Raw genomic sequence first — 14,158 nt, forward strand, 5'->3', positions numbered from 1 at the left:
CAATATTAAATCGAGCGAAAATTTAGAAAAATTCAAAGATATTCCTGAAGAAGAAAAAAATGAATTGAAACATGAATTGGAAGATATAATTATTGATAAACTAACAGAATTTTTAGCACAACTTGATTTAACTAAAGAAGAAGATTTTCAAAAAGTAGAATTACTTTTAAAATTAAATAAAATGATATTAGAAAGATTCATAAAAATAGAATCAGAAAATGAAGAAGCATCATCAAAAGAGAAAAATAGCTAAAAACAAATAACTCCTCCCCCCCTCACCGAAACCACCTCAGCGGCTCTCTCGGGCTTTGGGCAAGCTTCTTGTTGAAGACGCACTGGAGCCGGGCGTAGTAGAGGCCCGCCTTCGTTAAAAATCCCCGCATGAAGTCTGACTGGTTGGAGAACTTGTCGCGGCGGAGCATCTTCTTCTTGAAGCCCCTCGTGAACATATTGTAGTCGGCGATTCCGGCTTCCGGGTTGATCACGGTCTTCGCCGCGATCCCACCCGATATTATCGCGCCGACGATCCCGTAGCCCCAGAACGGCTCGATCATCCCCGAAAGCGTCCCGGCGAGAACCAGGTCGTTCATGAAGAGCTTCGGCTCGGCGGGTATACCCATCTCCTCCTTAATCCACGGCGTAGGATATTTCTCGATCCCCACGGCGTCGAGCATCTTCAGGTAATCGGCGAGGTCTTTTTTGGTTATCTCCCTGTGGGAGAAGAGGAGCGAGTAGTCCAGGCCGTTTACCTGGGAAGTATAGCCGTAGTCGTTCGTGAAGGGCCCCATGAAGACCTCCGCCGAGGCGTTTTTTGCCTTTATCTCCCTCGATGACCAGTAGCCGTATATCTTCCGGTACTCGATCCTCAGCTTTTCGTACCCTTTCGGGTTAAGTCCGGTCGCCAAGATCGTCCCGGGCTTGAGGTCTTCGAACTTCATCCTCTTTCCGAAGTCGAATACCACGCCCGCGTCCACCGCGATCCTGAAGAGGTGGTTGTCGATGGATGTGGGTCTCGGCCCCCGCTCGACGCTGTAGGCGGTGTTGTGCTTAACGTATGGGGGGAACTTCAAAAGCTTCTTCTTGTAGTAGAACCTGGGGTAGGGGTCGCACTTTATGAAGCCCTCGTTCAGGTCGAAGCCGACGTAGTCGATCAGCTCCTCGAGCTGACAAGGCGTCGTATGGACTGAGGGGTGGAGCTTGGGCGACCCGCCGATCTTCTTTTCCGCATCCAAGATATTGACTTTGTAGCCCTCCCGCGCCAGTATTATCCCGGCCGTCATCCCGGAGAGGCCCGCGCCGATAATCGTAACGTCCTTTTTCATGACAACTCCAATCTTGTAACTCGATTTTCAAATTATTCTTTTATGCCGCCTTTGAGTTCATCCCCGATCCACTTCAGAATCTCTTCGATGTGGGCCTCTACGAATTTTGGATTGTGCCTGCCGCCGGGGATGATGTTTTCTTTTGGGTAGACCTTTGCCCCGGCGCTGGTTAGGAGGGGAACAAGTATGGGGATGTGGGCGTCGAGGTTGAAGTCGTCCTTGTCCCCCACAATGATGTAATATCGCTGTCCCCTCATGTTTCCGTCCCTCGATTTTATCATCTCCACAGGATTATTTGCCATCATCCGCTCCCAGACGGGCTTGTCCTCATCCCAGGCGTCTCCCCTAAACTTGTCGCTGTCAAAGACGTTGTAGTAGATCCACTCCTCGGTTATGCCCAACAGCCCCCCCATCACGGCGCCGTTTACCACCCTCTTCGGGTCGTCGTAGTCGATGGGGGCGTAGTGATCCGGGTCGTAGTCGGCGAGCTTGTCCCCGTCGATGCCGTATCTCAGGTCGGCCGCGGGGTAGATGGGCACCAGTATGTGGGAGAAGTGGGGGTGTGTTATCCCGTAGTAAATGGTCCCGTATCCCCCCATGGAGCTTCCCATCAGGACGATCCCCTCAGGGTCGATGCGAACGTTGAAGTTATAAATCACGAAGTTAACGATCTCCTTGAAGAAGTGATCCTCGAAGCGCCCCAGGTTGCTGTTGATGTAGAAGCTTCCGCCCCTCTCGTCGTACTTCGTCATGGGGTCGTCCCTTCCGTCGGCGGAGACGGAGAAATCGGGAAAGACGACGACCGAGGGGGGCAATGTTCCATCCTTTATCGCCTTTTCCATCGGCTCAATCAGGATGTTCACCCATGTCTGTCCCCTGCTCGCAAAGCCGTGGAGGGCAAATATTACCGGGTAGGGCTCTTCCGTCTCCTCGTATCCCGGCGGCAGGTAGACGATGAGGGGCCTCTCCTTTCCGAGAAACCTGCTGTATATCGGGTCTCCCAGAACAACGGAGTCGCCCTTGGGCAGGGCGGGGTCGTTACCCGCCATGAAGACCATCATCTTCCCGTCGCCGTTGTATTCGGGGGCTTTGTCTTCCCAGGGGGCGTACCTGTTCAATAGGGTGAGGGATGTGGGAACGGGGTGCATTATCAGGCCGACTATGAAGAGGATAATGACCACGGCTGAAAGAATAACCGCGACGCCTATCGCGATTCTGACTACTGAATCTTTTATCGTTTCACTCCCTTTTGTCATGGCTTGCTCTCCTTGAGCGTAATACTATTTTTTAAAAACATATTTCTTTGAGAACGTATTTTTTTGAAATATTTTCTTAAAACGAGTTTCTTATTGGCAGAATGTTGAACACCAAAATAAAGAAACCTAAAAACAAATCGAAGGCCGGATAACATGCAAGGAATAATGCGTCGCTTATCGGCTCAGTTCTCCGCTCGACCTTCAAGCCTTTTCCCGAGCCACAAAATTATATTGTCGATGTTGTCGTTCACAAACTTGTCGTCGTGGCGCCCCCCCTCGATGATGTTCTTTTCAGGATACACCTTCGCCCCGGCGTTGATCAGGCGCGGGACCAAGATCGGCATATATGCATCGGAGTTAAAGTCGTCCTCGCTCCCGACTATGATGTAGTAGCTCTGATTTGATAAATCGGGCGGGCGGCACTCGAGGGTCTCCACCGGATTTACCACCATCAGCCGTTCCCAGACCGGCCTGTCCTCCTGCCACACCTCGCCGGGGGTTTTATCGCTGTCAAAGACGGCGTAGTACATCCACTCCTCGGTTATGCCGAACAGCCCCCCGAAGACCGATGCGTTCACTATCCTGTTCGGGTCGTCCGAGGTGATCGGCTCGTATTTATTCGGGTCGTAATCTACCATCCTGTTCCCGGCGATGCTGTAACGGGTGTCCGCGGAGGGGTATATCAGGACGAGGTTGTTGGAGAGCCTGGGGTGGTTCAGGGCGTAATATAGCACCCCGAATCCCCCCATCGAGTTTCCGATCATGGCGATCTTGTCCGGGTTTGTGCTCACGTTGAAATTGGAAAAGACGAAGGGGATTATATCCCTGGTGAAGTGATCCTCGAAGCGCCCCAGATTGCTGTTGACGTATCTCGTTCCACGCCGGTCGTCGTAGGGAGTCTTCGGGTCGTCCTTGCCGTTCCCCGAGATGGAAAAATCGACCGACACGATAACCGTCGGGGGCATCGTCCCTTTCTTGAAGGCGGACTCCATCGGACCTACGAGGTGTCTAATCCAGCTCTGGGCCCTGCCGCCGTTTCCGTGAAGGGCGATCAGAAGTGGGCACTCCTTACCCTTCTCGTCGTATCCCGGCGGGAGGTAGACGATCATCGGGCGATCCTGGCCCAAGATAACGCTGTAGATCGGGTCTCTCAACTCAACGGAACTCCCGTTTGGGAGGACGGCCTCGTCCCCCATGTATACGACCAGTTTCCCATCGCCATCGTATGTCAGCTCGCCCGTCTCCCAGGGGACGCCCCGATCCACGATGTGGGGAGGTAGCGCAACGGGACGCTTAACCCACGCGTAGAGGAGGAGTGCCGAAAACACGACAACAAGCGTAATCGTCACAAACAGGGCTATCCTTAGTATTGCGGCCGCTGCGCCTCTCTTCTTCGCGTCCCCTTTTTTCGCGTCCCCTTTTTTCGACATTACAAGACCCCCATGAAAGAAGTTTTTTTAATACCTTATCTTTTGTGCTGCCGATTGTTGATACAGATACAGCCTACATCAAGTTTGTAAAAAGTCAACGAAAATATTTCAAAAACTGTTGCACAAAGCCCCGGCACCAAATATAATCTACAAAAAATTAGAGGGGGGAGATATGATAATCGATATGCACATACATCCATTCTGCAAGGAAGCCACGATTTTACCCGGGTTTAACGGCGCGGCGGAGAGGCTTTACGGGGACATGATCGACAAGGACAGGTTCAAGAACATCGCGGCGATGTTCGAGTATATTTTTACCCAGCGAACCGTCGGCGACATTATCAAGGACATGGACGACGCGGGGGTGGACAAGGCGGTGATCGTCGCGGCGGACTACACCACGGCGTCCGGCGTGATCGCCGTGACAAACGAGGACGTCTCGCGGCTGGCTAAGGAGCACCCGGACAGGTTCATTCCCTTTGCCGGCGTCGATCCCTCCAAGGGGAGGGCGGCCGTCGACGAGCTGACCCGTGCCGTTGAGGAGCTTGGGTGCGTGGGGCTGAAGCTCGTCCCGCCGATGCAGCTCTTTAACTTCGCAGATCCCAGGTTCAACCCCCTCTGGGAGAGGGCGCTGGAGCTTGGCATCATCGTCTGGACGCACACCGCCCACCAGCTCTCCACGCCCGGCTCCGACGCCCGGTTGGGCCACCCGATGCTGATAGAGCCGGTGGCCCTCAGGTACCCGAAGCTCAAGATCGTGATGGGGCACTGCGGCTTCCCGTGGCACTGGGAGGCGTGGTCGGTTGCGGTGCGCCACCCGAATGTCTACATAGACATCTCGGCGTACCCGAACCTCTACGACTACCTGCCGTGGGAGGCTTACTTACGGTTCAACGCCGAGGGGAAGGTGCTGTTCGCCTCCGACAACCCGCTGAAGGGTTTCAAGGAGACGCTGGACGCCCTTGACGCCGTAAATATCTCGGATGAGTTCAAGACGAAGATAAAGGGGGAGAACGCAAGGGCGCTCTTGGGGATTTAGGGTCGGGCTGTTGGCTGATCGTTCTCGTTGCTCAATAGTGCTCGTAAGCCGGGTGGGGGGGATTGATTATGCGGGGGGGGGACGGGGGGAAGTACAAAATGTCATTCCCGCGAAGGTGGAAGCATCCAGTGTCATTCCCGCGAAAGCGGGAATCCAGGGGGATTGTCGTTTTGCAGGTGTGGGAATACGGCAATAATATCAATCTGGATTCCCGATCAGGTCGGGAATGACAGCACAAATTCCCAATCGAGTTTGGAATGAAAGTATAGAAGGAATCCAGAAAAGTATTAATATGAAATCCTATTACGTTTACATTCTGGCAAACAAACGAAATGGAACACTTTACATTGGTGTCACTAACGATTTGACAAAACGTGTATACGAACACAAAAACAACCTTGTTGATGGTTTCACACAAAAGTACGGCATTCACATTCTTGTATATTATGAGGAGACGAACAGTGTCGAATCAGCGATAGAAAGGGAAAAGCTTCTGAAGAAATGGAACAGAAAATGGAAACTAGAATTGATAGAAAAGAATAATCCAGAATGGAAAGATTTATACTATAAGATAATTTAATTTTTACTGGATTCCCGATCAGGTCGGGAATGACAGCATAAAAAAACCATTGTCATTCCCGCGAAGGTGGAAGCATCCCATGTCATTCCCGCGAAAGCGGGAATCCAGGAGCGCTTGTTGTTTTGCGGGTGTTGGAATACGGCAATGATATCAATCTAAGTTTCCGATCAGGTCGGGAATGACAGCATAAAAAAACCATTGTCATTCCCGCGAAGGTGGGAAGCATCCCGTGTCATTCCCGCGAAAGCGGGAATCCAGGAGCGCTTGTCGTTTTGCGGGTGTGGGGATACGGCAATGATATCAATCTAAGTTTCCGATCGAGTCGGGAATGACAGCATAATTGCCGGTTGGGTCGGGAATGAGAGAATAAATAATAATAGTCTATTCCAACAGCTCGTGCTGCTTGGTTGTCTCAGCCCTTTCCGCCTTTTTGTGGGAGGGGAGCTTTGCCGGGATGTTCGGCTGTTTGCCTGAAAGCAATTCCTCTATAGTCAGAATTTGTATCTTCGGGTATTCCTTGTTCCAGTACTTAGACGAGTAAAACCCCTTGCCGGCGGCCTCGGTTATCATCGGCCTTGTGGGCTGTTCAAGCGTGATGAAAATTCCTATATCGGAGTCCTCGCGGTCTATCACGTGCCCCAGATCGCGAATATCCTTTACACCAATAGTTCCGCTTTTTACCTGAACGACCGCCTTCTTGTATTCATCCTTTTCATCCGAGAAGTAGAGGTATCCGTCGATGCCGGTGTCCGCCCCCTTCTTCTTATCGCCGTAGGGGCGGGCGTTGATAAGCGACAGAGCCCACCACTGGAACTGGTAGCGGTTCAGCTTCGCGAGCTCCCTTGCGCCGGAGAGGGCCTCCGGCTCCCCGATGATCGTGTAGTCTTTTTTAGGCTCAAGGCCGAAGGCGTCTTTAAGGCGAAACTTGATGAGGTTGATTGACAGATGGGTAATGTCTATTCCTATCCACCTTCGCTTCAGCTTTTCGGCGGCGATGGTCGCCGTACCGCAGCCGCAGAAGGGGTCGAGGACGATGTCCCCCTCGTTCGACGAGGCGTTGATTATACGCTCCAAAAGGGCTAATGGCTTTTGTGTGGGATAGCCGAGTCTCTCAGCAGAATGAGAGCTTATCATCTCAATATCATCCCACAGATTTTGAACAGGCTTACCTTTTAATTCATCTAAAAATCTTCTTCTTTGTATTCTGCCTTCCTTACTTTTAGGAAAATGAAGCCTTCCTTCTCTTTCAAATTGCTCCATCTTTTCCTTTGAAATTGCCCAACCTTTTTTAGGAGGCTTATATCCTTTGTACTCATACATGAGATTCGGTCTTGGTGCGGGGTTTGAGAGGTCAGCGATCCTATACCTTCTACCTTTTTCGTCAGTATATTTAAAAAACTTGTCAATGTATTCCGTATAACCTGCTGCTTCAAAATTGAATTGTGGGTTGTATATATTGGAATCACTTTTCGAGAAAAATAGAATAATGTCTGTGATGTTAGCAAATCTATTTTTAGTTTCTATTTGTCCCGTTTTTCTTTTCCAAGTAATTTCATTCCTAAAGTTATTTTTCCCAAAAATCGTATCCATGACGATCTTCAGGTAATGGCTGGCGGTGGGGTCGCAGTGGAGATATATGGAGCCGGTGTCCTTAAGCACCCTTCTTAACTCCACGAGCCTTATGCACATCATGGTGAGGTAGGCCATCATGTCGTTTCTCCCCACGAAGTGGATGAAGGCTCGCATCATCTCCACCACGTCGGCGGGGGCCGTCCTAACTATCTCGTCGAACGTCCGCTGGGCCTCCTCCGTCCAGTGCCACGTGTCGTCGAATGCGGTTATCTGAGCCTGAGAAGGAGTACCATCAGGTTCTTTAAATAGTATACCATACGTAGCCTTGGAGTTGAACGGGGGGTCGAGATAGACCAGGTCTACGGAGCCGTCCGGGATGTGATCCCGCAGGACATCAAGGTTGTCTCCGAAGTAAAGTCCGTCTACGTCCATCTCTTTACCCCCCCTTTTTAGTTTAAACTATTTGGTTTACACTATAAGGTTTACACTGACTTTATATTGCTTCTCCCTCAATTTAATTCAATTTATCATCGCCAAAAGCCCCGCCCAGAGGACCTTCAGCTGGAGCGATATGGGAAGGCTCAGACCCCCATTCGGCGCGGCCTCCCCGGCGACAAAGGAGATCTCGTCTGTCTTTATCTCCTTTCCATCCGCAAAGATCGCCCCAACCGTCACGAAGTAGGCGCTCCCCTCGGTCAGGTCGGTGAGGACCAAGTTGACGTCGCCCGTCTCGAAGGTCTCGTCGTAATTCCCGGTCTGCCTGCCAAGATGCACCCTGTAGCCGGTCGGCTTGCCCGGGGCCTTGTCCCAGAGGATGTAGGTGCTTCCGTCCTTGGAGGAGGCAAGGAGTCCCCTCGGCGCGGCGGGAGGCTTTGTGCAGCACTCCATGCTTACGATCTTCGCCCTCCCACCCGTGACGATGAGGGGCGGCTCCGAGAACGATATGAGGTCGTTTTTCGCCCTCTTGGGAAGCTCCTTCCCGTTGAAGAAGGAGATCATCAGCGAGAAGTTACCCGCGTAGCCGTTGTAGGTGGGGGCGGAGCTGTGGTACTGTTGGCCCGACGCCACGGCGGCCTCTCGCCCCAGTCCCGTTCCCCAGGTCGGAAAGCGGTACTGCTCGCCGAAGTACGCCCCGAAGGGATTCAGCCTTATGGAAAAGGCGTCCTTCTCCTTGTCGTAGCTCATCTTCATGGGGCAGAAGGCGAAGTTCGCCTTTTCGCGGTCATCGGTGCCCACGGCGATCCCGCCGTTCGTGCCGGAAAGCGCAACGTAGCCCGCCGTGATGTGGTTGTTTATGCTGGCGAGGTTCAGGTTATCGTTGGAGTTACGGAAGTAGTCCACGGCGTAGGAGGACTCGACGCCGAGGAAGTTCCTCTTTATGACCTTAAACGGTTTTTTCTTGTCCGCCTTGCCCGTAAAGATCAGCTCCGCCGGCGCAGCTTCGTACCATCCCCTGTCGATCCTCCTCAGGAGCATGGGCACGTTTCCGCCTCCTAAGAGGTCGTTTACGGGGGTCTCGGGATAATCTATCCTCCCCTCCATAAAGAGGTACTCGATGCCGTCTATCAGGGTGAAGATATAGTCGATCGATCCCGGTTTTCCCCCCTTTACGGCGGGGATGTCAAAGTCGCCGAACACCCTGATGACCGCGACCCCCTCGACCCCGTCATTCAGGATCTCGTAGTCAAGCTTTCCGGGGGCAAGATCGATAAGCTCTTCCCCTTTCTTGTAGACGATCCTCGGAAAGAAGCTCTTGTAGTCGAGACGCTTTACGTCGTCCATGTATACGCCGTTTATTACCCCGTTCTTCGTGACCTCAACGACGATCTCTTTGTTCCTCAGAACCCCGGCGCCCGCGGTCGACGACGGATTTTTCCTCCTCTCGACGGGGAGTTTGGTGGTAAATAGGAAGAGGGTCTTGGAGAGCTCCGGCTCGTTGATGAAAAGCTTGACCCTGGTCAGGAAGTTGTCCCTGTCCCTGAAGGCCCTGACAACGAGGGGGATCTTGACGTTGAGCTCGTCGTTCAGGATCAAGAAGCGGTCTTCCACCACCTCGAGGCCGGTGAGGTCGAGGGTGACGAAGGCAAACCGGGGAGCCGGTGCGGTTTCATCCTTCAAGATAATGAAGGAGTCAACAAACTTCATCACCTCCACCGAAGGCGAGGGGGAGGGCGTAGAGTTCAGTTTTTTCGAGAGGGCCTCAAGGGCCTCCTCCTCCGCCGCGTCCGACTTCTCGACCATCTCGTCGATTATCTTTTCGGCCACCCGCTCCCTGCTCTTTGCCAGAAACGGGGCCGCCATTCCGAAGTTCGTGGTGGAGAGCGCCCTGAGACGAAGCTCGTAGGATTCCTTGAGAAGGCTTTCCGTATCCGGGGCTTTCCCGTCTCCCAAGGCGAGGTTTATAAGCTTAACGTCCCTGTGGTTTCTCCTGTCCTTGGCGATCTTTGTCCAGTATTCGTGGTTGGTGATCTTCTGCGCCCAGGAGTCGTACCCGTTGAAGTTGCCGTCGGCGGTGTCCTGGCCGAAGGAGACCTTGCCCACCGGCTTGTGGTTTTCCAGGTAGTCCTTCAGGGTCGTGAACTCGGCGTAGTCGAGGGCGTCGACCTCTTCGATGAGCTGTGAGATGCCCCCGGTATTTGGGAGCCACTTCATGTATCCGGGAAGGGTGTAGCCCGCCCAGTAGGAGTCGTCGGCGTCGGCGTTGATGAAGATCAGGACGTCGCCCTTTATCTTCCCCCGGAGCTGCTTTCTGTGAACGTCCCTCGCCCACTTGGTGATTGAGACGTTCTCGATCAGGTCTCCCTGATTGTAGGCGGGTATCACTGTTATCTCCTCGCCGGTATCCTTGTTTTTGTAGGTCAGGGGATTCATGGCCTCCTCGTATGTCAAAGGCGGGACGAAGACCCTGAACGCGTCAAAGGGTATGGCGCTGTAGTAGAGGACGACCGCCTTGATCCCGAGCTTTTTATACAGGGCGAAATTTCCGGGGGTCGTCATCACCTCCTGGGGGCGGACGATGGGCGAGTACTCCCCGAAGATGTCAAGGACGCCGCTGCCGTCCGGATTCGTTATCGCCCTGGAGACCGAGTCGGTGAATTCCTCCTCGGTCAGTGCGGATGTCAGGGCATTGTTGTACGACATGACGATAACCTCGTCTCTTCCCGCGGCAACGCGTCTCTTGATCGAATCTATGATGTCGGGGGCATATTCGGGAAGCATCTCCTGGAGGGAGAAGAGGTTTTCGATGTCCCAGACACCGCAGACCTTGGAGCCCTTTTCGTTGTATTCGTCCATCGTCTTTATGATGTCTCTTATGATCCGGATGTCCTTTCCGAAACCCGCCTCGTCGTTCGTGTCAATTCGATACGAGTGGTAGAGGTTGGTGTGAAAGCCGAGGGCGATATAGACCTTGCTCTCGGTCGTCTTTCCTATCAGAGGTATCCTCGGGAAAACCGACACAATCAGAAAGAACGCCGCGACAAAGATAGCGACAATATACAATACGGTTTTGAGAAATCCTCTCTTCTTAGACATGGGTAACTCCTTTAAAAAACGATCTGTAAATGATCAATCTGTCATAAAACATACAAAAAAACTGACATATTGTTTTAAAAACCGGAGCGGGCAGTAAGCCGAGTTCTGTTCCCCCGACGCAAGGTCGGGGGCGGCGATCATTCATCTACGACCGCGGTTGCCCGCGGCCTCAAGCGACCTACCCGGAGGCGAGCCGGGCCGGCCAAAGCCTCCCTATTTGGTCTTGCTCCAGGTGGGGTTTACCGTGCCGGTCCGGTCGCCCGGACCGCGGTGAGCTCTTACCTCGCCTTTTCACCCTTACCGGGAAACAATGTTTCACGGCGGTATATTTTCTGCGGCACTTTCCTTGGGGTTGCCCCCACTGGGTGTTACCCAGCACCTTCGCCCTATGGAGCTCGGACTTTCCTCCCGCGGATCTGTTGCAATCCGCCGGCGACCGCCTTGCCCGCTCCGGCTCTTTTTTACATAATGTTCAATTATAACAGAAGTTTGTATTTGTGTCACACAATATCTTAGTGTGGTTTTGAGGACCTTTTTTTGAAAATTGGTTGACATGTAATCAAACATTATTATAGCGCTTTTGCGGTCAAAAGCGGATCCCTTTACTCTCCCATGTCCGCCGCGCGCTTGGCGAGCTTGTCCGCCCTCCTGTTATTGCTCCTTTTTACGGCGGTTATTTCATGGTGATCGAATTTTTCCAAGATATCCATCGCCTCGGCCGCAAGGAGCTTAAGCTTCTCGTCCTTGATGCGCCAAATGCCGCCCACCTGATTCGCCATCAGCTCGGAGTCGGTAAATATCCTGACCGAGGCAAAGCCGAGCTTTTTGACTTCTTTGAGGCCCAGGATCAGCGCCCTGTATTCCGCGACGTTGCTCGTGGCCGTGCCGAGATTTTTCGAGATTGCGGCGAGCTCTTTGCCGTCCGCGTTTTGAATCACGGCCCCGGCGCCTGCGGGGCCCGGATTTCCCATCGAGGCGCCGTCGACGAAGAGGACGCAGGCCTTGCCTTTAATATCGTTTTTGGCGCTTTTGGGCGAAATCTCGGATTCCGCAAAGCGGAGGAGCTCCTCGATCTCTTCCCGACTAATGTCGCTCAGAAGCCTAGCCACGTCCTCTATGGTCCTCTCGTCGGCGAGGCGGGACAGGAGCTCGGCCGCCTTTCTTCTCTTTTTGTTATCAGTCATATCGAACCGTATATCATCAAGCCTTCTTCACCGCCTCATCCTCTTTCAGGAATATGAGGCGGCTGCAGTTGGGGCACACCTTGATGTCCAGGTCTCTCAACATCTCGTTAAAGAACTGGGGGGGGAGATTCATATAGCATCCAGTGCAGATTCCCCTTGATACTCCGACCACCACGGTGCCCCCAAGTCTCTTTGAAAGCCTGTTATAGTTCTCCGAATATTTTGGATCTATCTTCGCGAGGAGCTTTTCCCTTTCGTCCTGTTTCGACTCGATCGACTTGTCAATCTCCTCCGTCTTCTTTGTGAGCCCCTCGACCTCGGTCCCTATCTCCGCTCTCCTCTCTACCAATCTGGACTCCAGCCCATTCACCGTATTCCTCAGAGAATCGAGTTGGTCCATCAAGACGAGTATTCGCTCCTCAAGGAGGGAGTTCTGTTTGTTGTGATCTTCGACCTCCTTTAGGACCGCTTTATATTCCTTGTTTGTTTTGACAGCGTTGAGCTTGTCTCTCGACTTCTTGAGCTTTTCCTCCTCGTCCCTGAGCTCGGTCTCCTTCAGCTTCTTCTCTTTTTCGTCTTCGTCCAGGCGCTCTTTTTCACTGGCGAGCTCGGTCTCGAGGTCTTGCAGTTCTCGATTGAGGGAGGCGATTTTAGTCGGAATTTGATCCCTTTCTCTCCTTATTGTCTCGAGCTCGAGATCTATCTCCTGAAGGTTTATTAGCTGTTGAATATCCTCTTTCAAATTATTTCCTCCCTTGTCACGTAAATTTTCTATCTATTCAAAACGATAAATTTTGTCTTTGTTTCGAGTCTTGAGTGACATTTTGAAAGTCTCAACAATGAATGTATGAAAACGGGTCTTTCCCCTCGATCGCCAGGACGTCAATTTTAAAACCCCTCTTTGATGCCCCCTCGGAAATGATATTTGCAAGCCGGGAGACGGCCACCTCTTCGGTATGGAAGTGCCCCGCCTCGATGAGGCCCATGGAGGATGATCCGTCTTCAGCCATATCCTTCACGAGGAGGGCGTCGTGGTATTTTACTTCTCCGGTAACGAAGGCATCTACACCGGCCTCAGCTATCCTCTTGATGAAGTCCCCCCCGCTCCCCCCGCAGACGGCCACTCTTGCAACCTTCATGTTTTTGTCGCCCACGATTCTCACGCAGGGGGAGTTCAGCTTATCCTTTACGGAAGCGGCGAAATCGCGAAGGCTCACCGTTTCGGGAAGTCTCCCGACCGCGACCGAGAAGTCTTCCTTTGACATTGGGCCTTCGACCTTAAGGATCGGACCGACCTCGATCAATCCGAGAGCCTCGGACAGGACGAGGTTGGTTCCATTAGGCGAGCGGTCGAAGTTCGTGTGGGCGCTGTAAATGGTAAGAGAGTTATCTATGGCAAGCCTTATGATTTTTCCAACTCCTCGGTTTGTCTCGATAAGACTTATGTTCGGGAAGATCAGCGGATGGTGGGTAACGAGGAGGTCTGCTTCCTTGTCGATTGACTTCGAGACGCTTTCGATGACGGGATCGAGGGCGACGGCGACGCATCTCACATCGGCGTTCATATCGCCTACCTGAAGACCCGGGTTGTCCCACTTTTCGGATTCGCTTTGAGGGGCTATCTCTTCGACTATTTCGATGATGTCTTTTACTTTCGAAATCAAGAACAAAAAAAAGGTGCTTGTTAAAGCACCTTCCTCCCGTGACCTAATGGGTTTTATATGCGGCCGACTTTGGTGTTGAACATATTTGTTTGGGCCAGATTCCTTTCATATTCGGTTTTTTTGGCCGTCGGGCGCCTGAATTTTCCTTTGGCCCGACGGCTTCAGCAACGACACCGTCTGTTCCCGTGATATTAATATTAATCACATTAAAGGTATTAATATGTGTCACCTGTTCGAATAGACTTAGAATGGAGGTTTATTTAAAAAACTATACGGTTTTTTTGGTGGGCCCACCAGGATTCGAACCTGGGACCGACCGGTTATGAGCCGGTGGCTCTACCAACTGAGCTATGGGCCCAAAGCCTTTCTATATCAAGTCAATTTTATATAAATATTCCCGCTCCCCTCAAATGCTTTCTGAGCTTCGCTCGGCGACCAAACAATAACCTTCCGCCGTCAGCCGCGCCCAACCCCTAAGTGCTTTCTGAGTTTCCATAAGGTTGCCGGCGTGTTATTATCGCCGACCCCCCCCCCCCCACCCTTCTCTCCCCCCCCCCCCCCCCAACCACCCCCCCCC

Annotated in this window: 11 protein-coding genes, 1 tRNA gene and 1 other RNA gene; 3 read left to right on the forward strand and 10 right to left on the reverse strand. The window is 52.4% G+C overall.

The window, feature by feature from the left end; all coding sequences use genetic code 11:
- On the forward strand, positions 1 to 253 hold a 253-nt coding region (locus JW984_01010), incomplete at its 5' end, for a hypothetical protein (protein MBN1571755.1).
- Between the two features lie 22 nt (positions 254 to 275).
- Here the strand turns inward: JW984_01010 and JW984_01015 are convergent.
- The 3 genes from JW984_01015 to JW984_01025 form a co-directional block, all read right to left on the reverse strand.
- The gene (locus tag JW984_01015; protein ID MBN1571756.1) at positions 276 to 1,322 is read right to left on the reverse strand and encodes an NAD(P)-binding protein; all 1,047 of its coding nucleotides are present in this window, start codon (positions 1,320 to 1,322) and stop codon (positions 276 to 278) included.
- A gap of 32 nt (positions 1,323 to 1,354) precedes the next feature.
- The gene (locus JW984_01020; protein ID MBN1571757.1) at positions 1,355 to 2,578 is read right to left on the reverse strand and encodes a hypothetical protein; all 1,224 of its coding nucleotides are present in this window, start codon (positions 2,576 to 2,578) and stop codon (positions 1,355 to 1,357) included.
- A gap of 182 nt (positions 2,579 to 2,760) precedes the next feature.
- Positions 2,761 to 4,008, reverse strand: coding sequence for an alpha/beta fold hydrolase (locus JW984_01025; protein ID MBN1571758.1), 1,248 nt, complete (start codon positions 4,006 to 4,008; stop codon positions 2,761 to 2,763).
- A 172-nt stretch (positions 4,009 to 4,180) separates the two neighbouring features.
- Here JW984_01025 and JW984_01030 point away from each other — a divergent pair, with 172 nt between their 5' ends.
- Both JW984_01030 and JW984_01035 read left to right on the forward strand, forming a co-directional pair.
- On the forward strand, positions 4,181 to 5,047 hold the full coding sequence (locus tag JW984_01030) for an amidohydrolase (GenBank protein ID MBN1571759.1): 867 nt from the start codon (positions 4,181 to 4,183) through the stop codon (positions 5,045 to 5,047).
- A gap of 292 nt (positions 5,048 to 5,339) precedes the next feature.
- Positions 5,340 to 5,627: a GIY-YIG nuclease family protein gene (locus tag JW984_01035; GenBank protein ID MBN1571760.1), complete on the forward strand. Its 288-nt coding sequence runs from the start codon at positions 5,340 to 5,342 to the stop codon at positions 5,625 to 5,627.
- A 381-nt stretch (positions 5,628 to 6,008) separates the two neighbouring features.
- Here JW984_01035 and JW984_01040 read toward each other — a convergent pair whose 3' ends face one another.
- The 7 genes from JW984_01040 to JW984_01070 form a co-directional block, all read right to left on the reverse strand.
- Positions 6,009 to 7,631 carry a restriction endonuclease gene (locus JW984_01040; GenBank protein MBN1571761.1) on the reverse strand — a complete coding sequence of 541 codons (1,623 nt, stop codon included), beginning with the start codon at positions 7,629 to 7,631 and terminating at the stop codon, positions 6,009 to 6,011.
- A gap of 87 nt (positions 7,632 to 7,718) precedes the next feature.
- Entirely contained in the window at positions 7,719 to 10,733 is a 3,015-nt protein-coding gene (locus JW984_01045) for a hypothetical protein (protein MBN1571762.1), read from the reverse strand.
- A 79-nt stretch (positions 10,734 to 10,812) separates the two neighbouring features.
- An RNA gene (rnpB, locus tag JW984_01050) (RNase P RNA component class A) lies at positions 10,813 to 11,185 on the reverse strand.
- A gap of 150 nt (positions 11,186 to 11,335) precedes the next feature.
- Positions 11,336 to 11,917 (reverse strand): ribonuclease HI family protein, encoded by a 582-nt coding sequence (locus JW984_01055; protein ID MBN1571763.1) that lies wholly within the window; start codon positions 11,915 to 11,917, stop codon positions 11,336 to 11,338.
- Positions 11,918 to 11,933: 16 nt separating this feature from the next.
- Positions 11,934 to 12,659, reverse strand: a complete 726-nt coding sequence (locus tag JW984_01060) for a hypothetical protein (protein ID MBN1571764.1) — start codon at positions 12,657 to 12,659, stop codon at positions 11,934 to 11,936.
- A gap of 91 nt (positions 12,660 to 12,750) precedes the next feature.
- On the reverse strand, positions 12,751 to 13,581 hold the full coding sequence (locus JW984_01065; protein MBN1571765.1) for a Nif3-like dinuclear metal center hexameric protein: 831 nt from the start codon (positions 13,579 to 13,581) through the stop codon (positions 12,751 to 12,753).
- A gap of 282 nt (positions 13,582 to 13,863) precedes the next feature.
- Positions 13,864 to 13,939 (reverse strand) — tRNA-Ile (locus JW984_01070).
- Positions 13,940 to 14,158 lie beyond the last annotated feature (219 nt).

It is taken from the genome of Candidatus Zymogenus saltonus (genome assembly GCA_016929395.1).
GTDB lineage: Bacteria > Desulfobacterota > Zymogenia > Zymogenales > Zymogenaceae > Zymogenus > Zymogenus saltonus.

Excerpts from the sequence above, each read along its gene's own strand:
- JW984_01045 (MBN1571762.1), bottom strand. The coding sequence starts at position 10,733 with ATGTCTAAGAAGAGAGGATTTCTCAAAACCGTATTGTATATTGTCGCT.
- JW984_01020 (MBN1571757.1), bottom strand. The coding sequence starts at position 2,578 with ATGACAAAAGGGAGTGAAACGATAAAAGATTCAGTAGTCAGAATCGCG.
- JW984_01040 (MBN1571761.1), bottom strand. The coding sequence starts at position 7,631 with ATGGACGTAGACGGACTTTACTTCGGAGACAACCTTGATGTCCTGCGG.
- JW984_01025 (MBN1571758.1), bottom strand. The coding sequence starts at position 4,008 with ATGTCGAAAAAAGGGGACGCGAAAAAAGGGGACGCGAAGAAGAGAGGC.
- JW984_01055 (MBN1571763.1), bottom strand. The coding sequence starts at position 11,917 with ATGACTGATAACAAAAAGAGAAGAAAGGCGGCCGAGCTCCTGTCCCGC.
- JW984_01030 (MBN1571759.1), top strand. The coding sequence starts at position 4,181 with ATGATAATCGATATGCACATACATCCATTCTGCAAGGAAGCCACGATT.
- JW984_01015 (MBN1571756.1), bottom strand. The coding sequence starts at position 1,322 with ATGAAAAAGGACGTTACGATTATCGGCGCGGGCCTCTCCGGGATGACG.
- JW984_01035 (MBN1571760.1), top strand. The coding sequence starts at position 5,340 with ATGAAATCCTATTACGTTTACATTCTGGCAAACAAACGAAATGGAACA.